Here is a 12469-nt window from a genome sequence, read left to right as displayed (position 1 = left end):
CCTCTCCCCTGCCAGGGGTTCTACCAACGGAGCAGGACCAGTTCGGAACAGAACCCGGGGCCCATGGCGAGCAGCAGCCCCGGTGTGCCGGGCGGTGGTCTCCGCTCGGCGAGGGTGTCCCGCAGCACGTGCAGCACGGACGAGGAGGACAGGTTGCCGACGGCCGCCAGGGATCGCCAGGTGAGGTCGAGGGCGTCGGCCGGCAGGGCGAGGGACTCCTCGACGGCCCGCAGCACCTTCGGCCCGCCGGGGTGGCAGACCCATGCCGTGATGTCGTCGCGGATCAGCCCGTGGTCGGCGAGGAAGGCGTCGACGTCCGCCGCGAGGCCCTTGCGCACGACCTCGGGAACGCTCGCGTCCAGCACGATGCGGAAGCCGGAACCGGTGATGTCCCACCCCATCACCTGCTCGGTGTCCGGGTACAGGTGGCTGCGCGTGTCGACGACGGCGGGCCCCGCCGCCGCGCGCCGCACGCCGCACGCGACGACGGCCGCCGCGCCGTCCCCGAACAGCGCGGTGGCCACCATGTTGGCCGGGGAGAGGTCCTCGCGCTGGAAGGTGAGCGAGCACAGTTCCACGGAGAGGAGGACCGCCAGGTCGTCGGGGTGCCCGAGCAGGTAGTCGTGCAGCCGGGCGACGCCCGCGGCGCCCGCGACGCACCCGAGCCCGAAGACCGGGATCCGCTTGACGTCGGGGCGCAGTCCGAGTCGGCCCACGAGCCGCGCGTCCACGGAGGGCGCGGCGATGCCGGTCACGGAGGTGAACATCAGCAGGTCGACATCGCGCGGCGCCAGCCCCGCCGCGTCCAGCGCCCTGGTCACGGCCTCGGCGCCCAGCGGAACCGCCAGGTCGAGGAAGGCGTCGTTGGCCACGCCGAAGTCCTGGAGACCGGCGTACTCCTCCAGCCGCAGGGCCATATGACGGGCCCTCACGCCCGCCCCCGCGTGCAGCCGGTCGAGCAGCCGGCGGTCGGCTCCCACGGGCAGACAGGTCGTGGCGATCATGTCCGTGACCTCGGACTGGGCGTATTGATGCGGGGCCAGGGCACCGTGGACGGCTGCGATCCGTGTCATCTGAGAATGTCCCGGGTCTGGGAAACGGGCGGGGGCGAGAGCCGGCCGGGACCGAAGGCCGGCCGGGTGCGATACGCCGTCACACATCCCTGCCCTCGTGTGGCCGTGCCACACGCGAAGTCGCCTGTACGGACCCGCGCGGCGGGCTTTTTGAACGTCCGGCCGTACCGGGGCGGCGCGCCGGGGCGGGCGGGAACTCCGTGCCTACGATGGCCCGGTGGACACCACCGACGGCACGGGGAGCGCGCGGTCGGCGCGCGAGGCGGTCCCGGCTCCGGCGCCGGGCCCGAGCACGCCGGCCGACGGGCCGGACGGCCGGCCGGACCAGGGGCCCGTCGGCGGGTCCGGCGTTCGCGCGGCGCGGCGTGTCCGCGCCCTGCTGGGGGCGTGCCACCCCGGTCCGGCGGCCGCCGTGACCCTGCTGACCGCGGGCCTCGCCGTCGCCGCGGGACAGGACGCCGGGGGGTGCGCCCTCGCGACGGCCGCCGTCGCGGCGGGGCAGTTGTCGGTGGGCTGGAGCAACGACGCGGTGGACGCGGCCCGGGACACTGCCGTGGGCCGCGGCGCGAAGCCCGTGGCGGGCGGGGCCGTGACGGCGCGGACCGTACGGTGCGCGGCGCTGGCCGCGCTGGCGCTGTGCGTACCGCTGTCGCTGGCGTACGGGGCGCTCGCGGGCACGGCGCATCTGGTGGGGGTGGCGGCGGCCTGGGCGTACAACCTACGGCTGAAGTCGACGGTGTTCTCCTGGCTCCCGTACGCCCTCGGCTTCGCCTCCCTGCCCGCGTTCGTGGCGCTGGGGCTGCCGGGGCGGGCGTGGCCCGACTGGTGGACCGTGACGGCGGCGGCGCTGCTGGGGGTGGGCGCGCACCTGGGCAACGTGCTGCCGGACATCGAGGACGACCTGGCCACGGGGGTGCGCGGCTGGCCCCAGCGGCTGGGACCGGCCGCGGTACGGGTGCTGCTGCCCGCCCCGCTGGTGGCGGCCACGCTGCTGCTGGCGCTGGGGCCGCCGGGGGCGCCGGAGGGTGCGGCCGTGGTCGCCGCGGCCGTCGCGCCGGCCGTGGCGGTCGGCGGGGCGCTGCTGGGCCGCGACCGCCCGAGGATGCCGTTCCTCGCCGCGATCGTGGTGGCGGGCGTGAATGTCGGGCTGCTGTGGTGGCAGGCCGCCCCGGCATCCTGACGTCAGGCGGTTTCCCGGCGTGAGCGGCAGCACAGCGGGGAGGGCTCCGCGGCGCGCCGGTGTCATGGCCGCCGCGCGACGCCCGGCTCGGCTCGGTGGCCCCGGCGGCGCGGCCCCGGTCGGCGCGGCGCCGATGGCTCGACCGGCCGCGTTCCGTCGCCGGGAACTCACTGGCCGGCGAGGCGGCGGGACAGTGGATGTCCCGCCGCCCCCGTGCTTTCGTCCGCGTTTTCGTCCGACAGCCGCCTCGGTCAGCCCTCGCGCCGCCGCGCCGTGCGCTCCGGGGAGTCCTTCTTGAACGCCCAGGCCATCCGGGGCTCCAGGGCGAAGCGGAAGAGGCGCTGGACGGGTGGCGTGCACAGGAGCGTGACGACCACGCCGGCGACGACCGTGACGAACACCGCGCCGAGGGGCTGGTGCAGCCACTTCGGGTCGTACCAGTGCCAGGTTCCGGCGCTCTGCGCGAGGAAGCCGTGCAGCAGGTAGCCGCAGAGCGTGCCCGCGCCCAGCGCGGTGAACCACGTGCGGCGGCCCGGGACCCAGGCGTAGAAACAGGCCGTGAGCACGAGCGAACAGCCGAAGAGCGCGAACGTCATCGGAATGCCGCTCCACCAGGGCGCCCCCAGTTCCGGCGCGCTGTCCCGGTGGAAGAACCACGCCATGTTCATCCGGGTGACCGCCCAGTAGGCGAAGACGACGGTGACGGCGAAGACGGGCACCGCGAGGAGGCGCACCTCCTTGCGCCGCACGATCAGGAAGTGCTCCGGTTTGAGGCACGTGCCGAGCACGAAGAACGGCAGGAACTGGAGCACGCGCTGGAGGTCGAGGTCGTCCCCGATCTGCGGCGAGGTGGTGGCGAGCGCCGCGATGGCCAGGGCCACGGGGACGGGCCACCGGATCAGCCGCCAGACCGGCGCCGAGATCCGCCAGATGAAGAGGGCGAGCAGGAACCACGTGAGGTACCACGGGTCCAGCAGGCTGATCGGCATGGACGGGTCGTCGTCCGTGTACCGGTGGAAGAGGCTGTAGGCGACCTCGAAGACGACGTACGGCACGAGGATGCCGGTGATCAGGCGGCGCACCCGGTCCGGCCGGAAGTCGAAACCGCGCGAGAAGTAGCCGGAGATGATGATGAACGCCGGCATGTGGAACGTGTACACCACGATGTACAGCGCCGACACCGCCCGGCTGCCGTCGCGCAGCGGCTCCCACGCGTGTCCCATGGCGACCAGCACGATGGCCAGGTACTTGGCGTTGTCGAAGAAGGCGTCCCGGGTCCTGGCCGGGCGCGCGTCCGCCGCCGGTGCCGGGGCGGCCGTCCCGGCCGCCCGCGCTCCGCCGTCCGACGCGGTCCGTAGCGACGACTGGTCGGTCAGGTGAGACATCCGGCCTCCTGGGGGAAGCCGCGAACGGCGCGGACGGTGCGGACGCCTCTTGACGGGGATGCGGGGGGAGTGAGCGGAGCAACCATTCGAGGCACCCTAACGAGGTTTCCCCTCCGGCGTTCACCCGGGTGTCATGACGTGCCCGGCACCACGCCCGGCGCAGTCGCACCGATTGCCCCGCTTCGCGGCAGCCGTCCCGTTCCGCCCCTCCTTGGGATGCCCTGTATCCGACAGTCCCCCATTCGCCCTACCATCGGTCTGCCGTTGACCTGTCCGTCCATCCGGCGTCGCGCTACGACGAGGAGGCTCGGTTGCTCGATCTGGCCACATCACTGTTCGACTTCGAAGCGGGCCAAGGCACCCGCCAGTTCACCGAACTGGGGCTGGCGCTCGTACTGTCGACCCTCATCGGCGCGGAACGGGCCACGCAGCAGAAGAGCGCGGGTCTGCGGACCCATACGCTGGTCGGCGTCGGCAGCGCACTGTTCATGGTGGTCTCGCAGCACGGCTTCAACGCCGTGCTCGACCTGGACAACGTCTCCTTCGACCCCACCCGGGTCGCCGCCCAGATCGTCTCCGGGATCGGCTTCATCGGCGGCGGGCTGATCTTCGTACGGCGCGACGCGGTACGCGGCCTGACCACCGCCGCCACGGTCTGGCTCACCTGCGCCATCGGCATGGCGTGCGGGGGCGGGCTGATCCTGCTGGCGATCGGCGCGACGCTCGTGCACTTCCTCGTCATCCAGGGTTATCCCTGGCTGACCCGGCGCATTCCCGCCTTCAATTCGGCGGAACAGACCAGGCTGATTCTGACCTACCGGATGGGCACGGGCGTGATGACCCGGCTCCTGGAGTACGTCACCGGCAAGGGTTTCCAGGTGGTGCAGATACGGGTGGACCGCGTCGCCGGGGATCCGGACGAGGAGCAGCGCCCGGCCGTGGACCTGGCGGACGCCCGGACGGCCACGGTGTACGTCGACATCGAGGGCACGGGGAGCGTCCCCCGTCTGGTCGCGGAGATCGCGGACTTCGGAGAGGTGTTCAGCGTCTCGTCACTCAGGTCGGAGGGTGCCGAGTGACGGCTCTCACAGGGCGCCGACTCGGCCGGCCGGCCCCCGCGCCGGCGCGCACGGGGCCGGCGACAACACCGTCCGTACGCGGCCAGGGTGTCCCCGCTCGCCTTCGCGCGGCACCGTCCGGAGGGTGCGGGAAGACACATTCAGGCCAGAAGGCGGCGGGAACGGCCCTACCTCTGGCCGGAACCGCACCGTGACAGAACGTCAACAGACCACCCATCATTGTGAGTTCGGGCGATCCGAGGACGATCTCCACGCTTCCGGGGATCCACCGGCGGCCCACCCGACGCACCGCGCACGTCACGGCACAAGAAACGCGGCCCCACCCGCACCACCGGCTCCGCACCGCACCACCGGCCCCACAGAACGGCGCAAGGAGAGCGGCCGTGCATGACGAATTCCTCTGCCATGTCACCGCGTACGGCATCAGCGGCGGACAACGCATCGGCGTCCCCCTCGGCACCTATCGCGCCCCCACGCTGGCCCTCGCCCTGTGGTGGCTGCGCGACCGCGCGACCTGGATAGCGGAGCGACTGGACCCCCGCCCCGAGAACCCTCGCTTTCCGGCCGACGCGCTCACGCCCGTGGCAGACGGCGTGCCGGACGTGCCGACGACGCTCCGGAACTGGCGCGACGACATCGCCCACCAGGACACGGTCGCGGAACACCTGGCGGCCGGACGCCTCATCCGCGTCGCCACGCAGGACGACACCACCGAGTACGAACTGCTCGCGGAATCCGTGGACGCCTTGCGCATGAACCGGGTGAGCCCGCTGCGGCCGGCGTCGACGACGCGGCAGGAGCCGGTCCGGTCCGAGTGGCACGTCGCCGCCTCCGTCCTGAGCACGCCGCACACGCCCTACGCGCCGTACGCGCGGATCGCGCACCAGGAACCGGTCGCGGCCCGCGAGCACGTGGGACTCCCCGGCGAGGCGGCCCCGTCGGCGGAGAGCGGGGATCCCCTGGGGGACACCGTGCAGTTCGGCCGGCTCTACGGCTGACGCCGCACGGCCGGAACCGGACGACTCGGACCGGACGGCCGAGAGCGGTCTCGCGTTCAGGGGGGTCGGCCGCCGGCAGGTCAGCGAGTGAGGTTCTGCCCCTGGGCCATCTCGACATGTCCGTGCAGATCCTCCACCGCGTCCAGGGCGGTGGCGCCGGAAACCGTCAGACAGATCACCAGCGCGGCCACGACCAGCCGGCCCGCGGGACGGCGCGTGGAAGGGGCGCCCGGGGGCGTGTCGAGCAGCGCGGCGACACGCCGGGGCACCGGCCCGGCGTTCATCCCCAGGGCGGCGCGCGGGCGGTCCGGCCGCGCCGGCGCGCTCGCGGCACGCGCGGCGAGGGCGGCCCTGGCTATCGCGCGCGCCACGAGCCGCCGGTCACCGACGGCGGCGGCCGCGGCCTCGTCCGCCGCGCGCTCCAGCGCGTACCCGACGGGCTCGCCCAACGTGCGCAGGGCGGGGTGGCAGAGCGCGGCCAGTTCCACCGCGACGAGCACCCGGTGATGACGGCCGCGCAGGTGGGCGCGTTCGTGGGCGAAGAGCGCCGCGCGCTCGTCCGGCTCCAGGGCGCGCAGCATTCCGGTCGTCACCACGATCCTGCCGGGCCTGCCCGGCAGCGCGTACGCGTCCGGCCGGGCCCGGCGCAGGACCGCCAGTTCACCCGCGGTACCGCCGACGGCGGCCCGGGCCCGGCGCAGTTCCGCCCGGTCGCGGCGGGCCGCGACGGCGACCAGGCCCGCGCGCCATGCCAGCACTCCCCCGGCGGCGAGCGCGACTGCGACGGTCACCGGGGGCGGCCCCAGGGACAGCGGCCTGACCAATTCACCGAGCGCCGCGACCGTGGGGAGGTAGGAGGCCCCGGGCACGGCCAGCAGGGCGAGTGCGGCCGAGCTGGTGGCGGCCGGCAGGAGCGCGGCGGTCGTGAGCAGCACCACGGCGTGTCGCGGTGACAGGTACGCCGCGGCCCGGCGTGCCGTGGGCGCCGCGATGAAGGGCACCAGCAGGGGAACCCAGACGGCACAGCTCATCCGGCCGCACCCCCGGTCGGCCGGTCCGGGCCGTCCTCCGCGTCCAGCAGGGAGCGCAATATGCGCTCGTCCTCGTCGTCGAGCTGGGAGACGAAGCGGGCGAGCACCGCGCGCCGGTCCTCGTCCTTGGCCAGTTCGGAGTGCATCCGCCGAGCGGTGAGACCCGGGGCGTCCTCGGTCGGCGTGTACGCGTATCCGCGTCCCGCCCTGACCCGGGTGACGGTGCCCTTCCCGTACAGCCGGCCGAGGATCGTGGTGACGGTGGTCCGGGCGAGCGAACCGCCCAGCGACTCCTGCACCCGGCCCGGGGTGAGCGGCCCCTCGGCGGCCCACAGGGCGGCGAGCACGTCGGATTCCAGCTCCCCCGCCGACCGCCGGTCCGCACTCCCGTGGCCCATGGGAACGTCCCCTCCCTTTCGTTCGTCTACAGTGTCGTAGACCGACTACGGCACTGTAGACAGTCCGACTGTCGTACTGACCCTGTCCACCATTATGGGAGCAGCACTCCATGGCCGAATCCGTGCTCGCGGCGCTTCCGATGGCCGTGAATCTCCTCGACGCGGGATCCCTGCTCTCCGCGTCCGGTGCCCTCGGCATCGCCGTCGTCCTCTTCGCCGAGACGGGCCTGCTGGTCGGGTTCTTCCTGCCCGGCGACTCCCTGCTCTTCACCGCCGGGCTGCTGTGCGCTCCCGGCAGGGACGGCCCCGTCCACCTCGCCCTGCCCCAGGTGCTCCTGGCGTCGGCCGCCGGCGCCCTGCTGGGCGCGCAGACCGGCTACTGGATCGGGCGGCGCGGTGGCCGGGCACTGCTGGCGCACGGCCGGAGCCGCCGGCTCCACGAGGGCGCGACCCGCGCGCGGGAACTGTTCGAGCGGTACGGCCACGCCAAGGCGATCGTGCTGGCCCGCTTCGTGCCCGTGGTGCGTACGGTGCTCAACCCGCTGGCCGGCGCCCTGGACGTGCCCGCACGCGCCTTCGCCTGCTGGCAGATCGCCGGCGGCCTGTTCTGGACGGCCGGACTCGTGCTCGCCGGATACGCGCTGGGAGCATCCGTCCCGCACGTCGACCGCTACCTGCTGCCGATCGTGGCGCTCGTGGTCGTGGTCTCGCTCGTTCCCCCGCTCCTGGAAGTGCTCCGCGCACGCCGGACCTCCGTGGAGGGGACGCGCTCATGACCGGCCGCTGGTTCGACGACGGCGTCTACACCTACGTCACCGATCTGGCCCACCACTCCCCCAACTGGCTGGACAGCGCCGTCTCCGCCTGGTCGACGTACGGACCGGGGCTGTTCGCGGTCCTGCTCCTGGTCGCGTGGTGGCGCGCCCGGCCGACGGACTCCGCCCTGTCGGCGCTCGCCCTGGCCGCCCCTCTCGTCGTGGGCACGGCCTACCTCGCCAGCGGCGCCCTCAAGTCGGTGCTGCGTGAGCAGCGACCCTGCCAGGCGCTGCACGCGATCACCCTCGAGTCGTGTCCCCCGCCGGGCGACTGGTCCCTGCCCAGCAACCACGCCGTCATCGCCGCCGCCGCGGCCGTCACCCTGCTGTTCACCGACCGCGCCCTCGCGGCCCTCGCCGTACCGGCCGCGCTCCTGATGGCCGGATCGCGCGTCTGGGTCGGGGCGCACTATCCCCACGACGTGGTGCTCGGGCTGATCGTGGGGGCGCTGGTGGCCTGGGTCCTGATGGCCGTCACCCGGCGCGCCGCGCCCCTGGCCGAGCGGCTGCACGGCACGCGGCTGCGCCCGCTGGTGGCCCGCGGGGAACCGCTGCGGACGGAGCCGGTACGGGGCGACCACGTCGGCGGGGAGCCCCTGAGCGGCAGGTGAGCGGGGGCGCACCGGAACCGATCACAGACACCGTGGGAAAGGACCAGCATCATGCTCGGCGGCAGCAAGGCGTTCAGTGGATTCGCCGTGAACGACATCGAGGAGGCCAAGCGGTTCTACACCGGGACCCTGGGGCTTGAGGTCACCGAGGAGCACGGCCTGCTCCATCTCCTCCTCGGCGGCGGCGCCTCCGTGCTCGTCTACCCCAAGCCGGAGCACACGCCCGCGACGTTCACCGTCCTCAACTTCCCCGTCGAGGACATCGAGGCGGCGGTCGACGCGTTGGTCGAGCGGGGCGTGCGCTTCGAGCGCTACCCGGGCATGGAGGCCGACGACCGCGGCATCTTCCGCGGGGGCGGCCCGTACATCGCGTGGTTCACCGACCCCGCGGGCAACGTCTTCTCCGTACTCCAGGAGCGCGGGTAGCACCGCCGTCGGTCGCGTCCGGCGTGCCGACCGGACCCCCGCTCTCCGGGTCTCGACGACCGTGGTGGCCGTCGAGACCCGGAGAGCGGCCCGGTTTCAGACCCTGCGGTGCAGGATGTGCAGGCCGACGTACCCCTTCGTGGGGTGCAGGAATCCCTCGGGCACCGTCCCCAGCACCTCGAACCCCAGTGACCGGTAGAGGGCCATCGCGTGCTCGTTGGTCTCCACGACGGCGTTGAACTGCATGGCCCGGAAGCCCGCCGCGCGGGCCCAGTCGAGGGAGTACGAGCACAGCGCCCGGCCCACACCCCGTCCCGTGTACGCGGGGTCGACCATATAGCTGGCACTGGCCACATGACTGCCGTTGCCCATGCGGTTCCGGTACATGTTCGCCGTGCCCATGACCGTGCCGATGCTGTCGACGGCGACGACGGTACGACCGGGGGCCGCCACCATCCAGAGGTCCCGGCCCTCGTCCTCGTCCGTGCCGAGGGGGTAGGGGAACGTCTCGCCATCGGCGACGATCTTGTGAAAGAACGGCCAGATGGCAGGCCAGTCCTCGGCGGTGGCTTCCCGGATCTTCATGCGGTCAGGATGCCGGGCGGGCGGAGCGGCCGCCACCGCTTTCACGATCCCGAGGTGTGCCACTCCTGTGGAACGGACATCACCGGTACGGTTTCGGACTTCCGGGGTATGCGACCTTCAGAAGGTATGCGCGCGAACCACTGGATAAGAGGCGAAACTCTCATGTTCGAGGCTGAGGACATCCGGGAGTGGCGGGGCCACGACGTGGTCGACACCGGAAAGCGCAAGATCGGCACGCTGGAGGCCGTGTACGTCGACACCTCGACGGACACCCCTTCGTTCGCCACGGTCACCGTGGGTCTGCCCACCAAGCGGCGGCTGGTGTTCGTCCCACTGGCGGACGCCACGGTGGGACCCGACTACCTGAAGATCCCATGGGACAAGAAGCTCGCCAAGGAAGCACCTTCCATCGACACCGACGGTGAACTGCCCGCCGAGGACGAGCCCCAGATCTTCGCCCACTACGGACTGCCGTACAGCACAGGCGCGAGCGGCGAGCGCAGGCTCGGCCGCCGCTGACGAAACGCCGCCGGGCCACCACCGGCCGCCGCTCCCGCTGCCATCGGCCGCTGCCGCCGGCGCCATCGGACCGTACGGTCGCGGCCGACAGCAGTGCGCCATGAGCCACGAGCCGTGCGTCGTGAGCCGTGTGCCGAGGACGTGCCGGGCGGCGCCGTACGGCATCCGGCATCGCTCGGGAGGTGGCCGATTTTCGCCCCTCTTTCCGGAGATTGGTCTGGACCACCTGGAAGGCGGGCGCTAGGGTCCCTGCCAGCCGGGTCCGGGCGCTCCCGCCCGTCGTCCGTCTTCCCGCCCGATCCCCCGCCGGCTCCGCAGAGCTCTGCACCGAGGACCGAAGTCCGTGACCGATATCGTTGTCGTACTCCGGGCCGAGGACGCCGTCCTCGACTTCCTGTCCGTACTCACCGACGCGCACGCGGGCGAGACCAGGGTGATCCTCGGCGACCGTGCCGAGATTCTGGTCCTGCCCGCCGGGGCGGGGGCGGACGAACGACTGGCGCTGCTCGGCCGCCACGTCGGCCCCGCGGCGAACGGAGCCGCCTCGCCCGGGCCCGAGGTCCTCGCCGGCCTCCTCCGCGCCTGCGGAGCCGGGCCCGGCGGAAGCCCGGGCGCGGCGGACGGTCCTCGAGTGTGGACGCACTCCCCGGCGGACAACCGGCCCGGCCGCAGACGACTGGGCCGGGACACCTCCGTCGCCCGCGCCGCCCTCGACGGCACCGCTCCCGACGGCGTTCCTGGCGACACCTTCGCACCGACCGCACTGACAGCACGCGGGGGTCGGGGTGTGCGCCACGCGGTCGGGTACTCGCCGTACCTCCAGTTCCTCAGCGATCTCGACCGCCCGTTGGACGCGGCCCGCGTCGCGGCGAAGCTGGACTTCGTCAATCGCTGGTGCGGACCTCTCCTGGCCGAGCGGGAGGCCGAGTTCGCCCTCGGGACCGCGCGCGTTCCGGCCACCGAGCGCTTCTTCGACGCCTCCGCCGACGAACGGGACCGGCTCTTCGCGCTGCTCGCCAGCCTGGACGACGGGGCCGCGGCCGTCGAGGACCCCTGGGAGTTCGCCACCTCGCCGTACGAGAGGGGGCGGCTGGACGCCACGGCCGCCTGGATCGGGGAGCACCTGGACCCCGCCGACGGTCCGCTCGTGGAGGTGGGCGCCTGCGAGGGAGCGCTGACCGGGCGGCTCGCCGCCGCGGGCTTCACCGTACGGGCCACCGAACCCAACCCGGTCTTCCGTCCCCGGCTCGCCACCGCGCTGGCGGGTACGGCGTCGGTGACCGTGGACGACGCGGACCTCGCCCGGCTGGCCAAGGAGGACGCGCCGCCCCGGGCCGCCGCCCACCTGCTGATCGAGATGCTCTACTACGACCAGGACCTCGCCCTGCTCGACAGCCTGCCCACGGGCCTCCTGTTCGTCTCGTTGGAACCCGAGGCGCTCGACCTGCGCCTGCTCCCCTGGCTCGAACGGTCCGCCACGTGGCGGGTCGCCGAGCAGAGGGTCCTGGTGCCACCGCGGGTCGAGACCGTCTGCGCGGGGCGCGCGTACTTGAGCAAGCGCGGCAGCGTGGGGGTGCTCCTTAGGCGCGCGCCCGACTGATCCGCCGCCGCGCGACACCGCCCGCGGCGCTCGGCCGCCCGCCGCGTCCTCACCGGCCGGCCCCGCCCCGTTTCGTGCTCGTCCCGTCCGGTCCCGTCCTGCTCCGTCTGCCCTGTGCTGCCCCGGAGGCGAGAACTGACATGTACGACCGCTGTGTCGGGCTCGGCTACCACTGCGAGTCCACCCACCAGATCCGCCGGATCACCGGCGACGACCGGGCACACTTCTTCGACTGGCTCGACCTCGAATTCGAGTCCGTCGTGGAAACCATCGCCGGTGACTTCTCGGGCGTGCTGCGGCCCGGAATGGTCGAACCGTTCAGCGAGGGCCACTGCGCACTGGACCGGGGCACCGACATCCGCTTCTTCCACGACTTCCGGCCGTCGTCCGGTCGCGCGCTCAGCCAGTCGGACATCGACTCGCAACTCACCGCCGTCCGCGCCAAGTTCGCCGCGCTGGCCGACCGGTGGCGCGGGCTCGCCGATTCACCGGCCCGGGTGCTGTACGTGCATCACGACGCCTTCGACGAGGTCACCGCCGCGGATCTGCGCCGATTGCGGCTGGTCATCGCGACGGCGCACCCAGGACACCGGTTCGATCTGCTCTGGCTGCGCCGGACTCCGCCGGTGGACGCGGAGGCGCTGGGGCCCGGGATCACGTGGGGCACGGTGGCGGAGGTGCCGGGTCGGTGGCAGGGGGACGACGCCGCGTGGGACGCCGTGTTCCAGGACATACGTTTCGTCCCCGCCGGGCGGGTCCCGTGACCGAG

The 12469-nt window shown here is 73.2% G+C and carries 13 protein-coding genes and 1 pseudogene; 9 read left to right on the top strand and 5 right to left on the bottom strand.

Annotated elements, in window-relative coordinates; all coding sequences use genetic code 11:
* Window positions 1–20: 20 nt before the first annotated feature.
* Window positions 21–1073 (bottom strand): type III polyketide synthase, encoded by a 1053-nt coding sequence (locus ACU6P3_RS30825; protein WP_447195089.1) that lies wholly within the window; start codon window positions 1071–1073, stop codon window positions 21–23.
* Between the two features lie 217 nt (window positions 1074–1290).
* Here ACU6P3_RS30825 and ACU6P3_RS30820 point away from each other — a divergent pair, with 217 nt between their 5' ends.
* Window positions 1291–2253 (top strand): UbiA family prenyltransferase, encoded by a 963-nt coding sequence (locus ACU6P3_RS30820; RefSeq protein WP_447195088.1) that lies wholly within the window; start codon window positions 1291–1293, stop codon window positions 2251–2253.
* A gap of 251 nt (window positions 2254–2504) precedes the next feature.
* On the opposite strand, the gene ACU6P3_RS30815 is transcribed toward ACU6P3_RS30820, so the two are convergent.
* Window positions 2505–3638, bottom strand: coding sequence for an acyltransferase family protein (locus tag ACU6P3_RS30815; protein WP_447195087.1), 1134 nt, complete (start codon window positions 3636–3638; stop codon window positions 2505–2507).
* Window positions 3639–3949: 311 nt separating this feature from the next.
* Between ACU6P3_RS30815 and ACU6P3_RS30810 the strand changes: the two genes are divergently transcribed.
* Complete coding sequence (locus ACU6P3_RS30810) at window positions 3950–4717, top strand: MgtC/SapB family protein (protein ID WP_447195086.1); 768 nt, start codon at window positions 3950–3952, stop codon at window positions 4715–4717.
* Between the two features lie 383 nt (window positions 4718–5100).
* Window positions 5101–5487, top strand: a pseudogene (locus ACU6P3_RS30805) (hypothetical protein); the annotation flags it as partial.
* A 308-nt stretch (window positions 5488–5795) separates the two neighbouring features.
* Here ACU6P3_RS30805 and ACU6P3_RS30800 read toward each other — a convergent pair.
* The gene (locus ACU6P3_RS30800) at window positions 5796–6746 is read right to left on the bottom strand and encodes a M48 family metalloprotease (RefSeq protein WP_447195085.1); all 951 of its coding nucleotides are present in this window, start codon (window positions 6744–6746) and stop codon (window positions 5796–5798) included.
* On the bottom strand, window positions 6743–7144 hold the full coding sequence (locus tag ACU6P3_RS30795) for a BlaI/MecI/CopY family transcriptional regulator (RefSeq protein WP_447195084.1): 402 nt from the start codon (window positions 7142–7144) through the stop codon (window positions 6743–6745). Before ACU6P3_RS30795 ends, ACU6P3_RS30800 begins: the two co-directional genes overlap by 4 nt.
* A 110-nt stretch (window positions 7145–7254) precedes the next feature.
* Between ACU6P3_RS30795 and ACU6P3_RS30790 the strand changes: the two genes are divergently transcribed.
* From ACU6P3_RS30790 to ACU6P3_RS30780, 3 genes are read left to right on the top strand one after another with little or no spacing between them, the layout of a single operon-like run.
* A complete protein-coding gene (locus tag ACU6P3_RS30790) occupies window positions 7255–7920 on the top strand; it encodes a DedA family protein (RefSeq protein WP_447195083.1) in 666 nt (221 codons plus the stop codon).
* The gene (locus ACU6P3_RS30785) at window positions 7917–8570 is read left to right on the top strand and encodes a phosphatase PAP2 family protein (RefSeq protein ID WP_447195082.1); all 654 of its coding nucleotides are present in this window, start codon (window positions 7917–7919) and stop codon (window positions 8568–8570) included. The genes ACU6P3_RS30790 and ACU6P3_RS30785 overlap by 4 nt, the downstream gene beginning before the upstream one ends.
* A 51-nt stretch (window positions 8571–8621) precedes the next feature.
* Window positions 8622–8996, top strand: coding sequence for a VOC family protein (locus ACU6P3_RS30780; protein ID WP_447195081.1), 375 nt, complete (start codon window positions 8622–8624; stop codon window positions 8994–8996).
* Window positions 8997–9092: 96 nt separating this feature from the next.
* On the opposite strand, the gene ACU6P3_RS30775 is transcribed toward ACU6P3_RS30780, so the two are convergent.
* A complete protein-coding gene (locus ACU6P3_RS30775; RefSeq protein ID WP_447195080.1) occupies window positions 9093–9581 on the bottom strand; it encodes a GNAT family N-acetyltransferase in 489 nt (162 codons plus the stop codon).
* Between the two features lie 162 nt (window positions 9582–9743).
* Here ACU6P3_RS30775 and ACU6P3_RS30770 point away from each other — a divergent pair, with 162 nt between their 5' ends.
* From ACU6P3_RS30770 to ACU6P3_RS30760, 3 genes are all read left to right on the top strand, one after another.
* A complete protein-coding gene (locus ACU6P3_RS30770; protein WP_030740539.1) occupies window positions 9744–10100 on the top strand; it encodes a PRC-barrel domain-containing protein in 357 nt (118 codons plus the stop codon).
* A gap of 343 nt (window positions 10101–10443) precedes the next feature.
* Window positions 10444–11700 (top strand): class I SAM-dependent methyltransferase, encoded by a 1257-nt coding sequence (locus ACU6P3_RS30765; RefSeq protein ID WP_447195079.1) that lies wholly within the window; start codon window positions 10444–10446, stop codon window positions 11698–11700.
* A gap of 140 nt (window positions 11701–11840) precedes the next feature.
* Entirely contained in the window at window positions 11841–12464 is a 624-nt protein-coding gene (locus ACU6P3_RS30760) for a DUF1796 family putative cysteine peptidase (protein WP_447195078.1), read from the top strand.
* Window positions 12465–12469: the final 5 nt, after the last annotated feature.

The sequence above is a fragment of the Streptomyces hebeiensis genome, from assembly GCF_052983195.1.
This window is presented reverse-complemented; position numbering and strand designations above follow the sequence as displayed.

Bases quoted from the DNA above. Each gene is read 5' to 3' on its own strand.
- ACU6P3_RS30795 (WP_447195084.1), bottom strand. From the start codon at position 7,144: ATGGGCCACGGGAGTGCGGACCGGCGGTCGGCGGGGGAGCTGGAATCC.
- ACU6P3_RS30790 (WP_447195083.1), top strand. From the start codon at position 7,255: ATGGCCGAATCCGTGCTCGCGGCGCTTCCGATGGCCGTGAATCTCCTC.
- ACU6P3_RS30770 (WP_030740539.1), top strand. From the start codon at position 9,744: ATGTTCGAGGCTGAGGACATCCGGGAGTGGCGGGGCCACGACGTGGTC.
- ACU6P3_RS30785 (WP_447195082.1), top strand. From the start codon at position 7,917: ATGACCGGCCGCTGGTTCGACGACGGCGTCTACACCTACGTCACCGAT.
- ACU6P3_RS30825 (WP_447195089.1), bottom strand. From the start codon at position 1,073: ATGACACGGATCGCAGCCGTCCACGGTGCCCTGGCCCCGCATCAATAC.
- ACU6P3_RS30780 (WP_447195081.1), top strand. From the start codon at position 8,622: ATGCTCGGCGGCAGCAAGGCGTTCAGTGGATTCGCCGTGAACGACATC.
- ACU6P3_RS30815 (WP_447195087.1), bottom strand. From the start codon at position 3,638: ATGTCTCACCTGACCGACCAGTCGTCGCTACGGACCGCGTCGGACGGC.
- ACU6P3_RS30775 (WP_447195080.1), bottom strand. From the start codon at position 9,581: ATGAAGATCCGGGAAGCCACCGCCGAGGACTGGCCTGCCATCTGGCCG.
- ACU6P3_RS30800 (WP_447195085.1), bottom strand. From the start codon at position 6,746: ATGAGCTGTGCCGTCTGGGTTCCCCTGCTGGTGCCCTTCATCGCGGCG.
- ACU6P3_RS30760 (WP_447195078.1), top strand. From the start codon at position 11,841: ATGTACGACCGCTGTGTCGGGCTCGGCTACCACTGCGAGTCCACCCAC.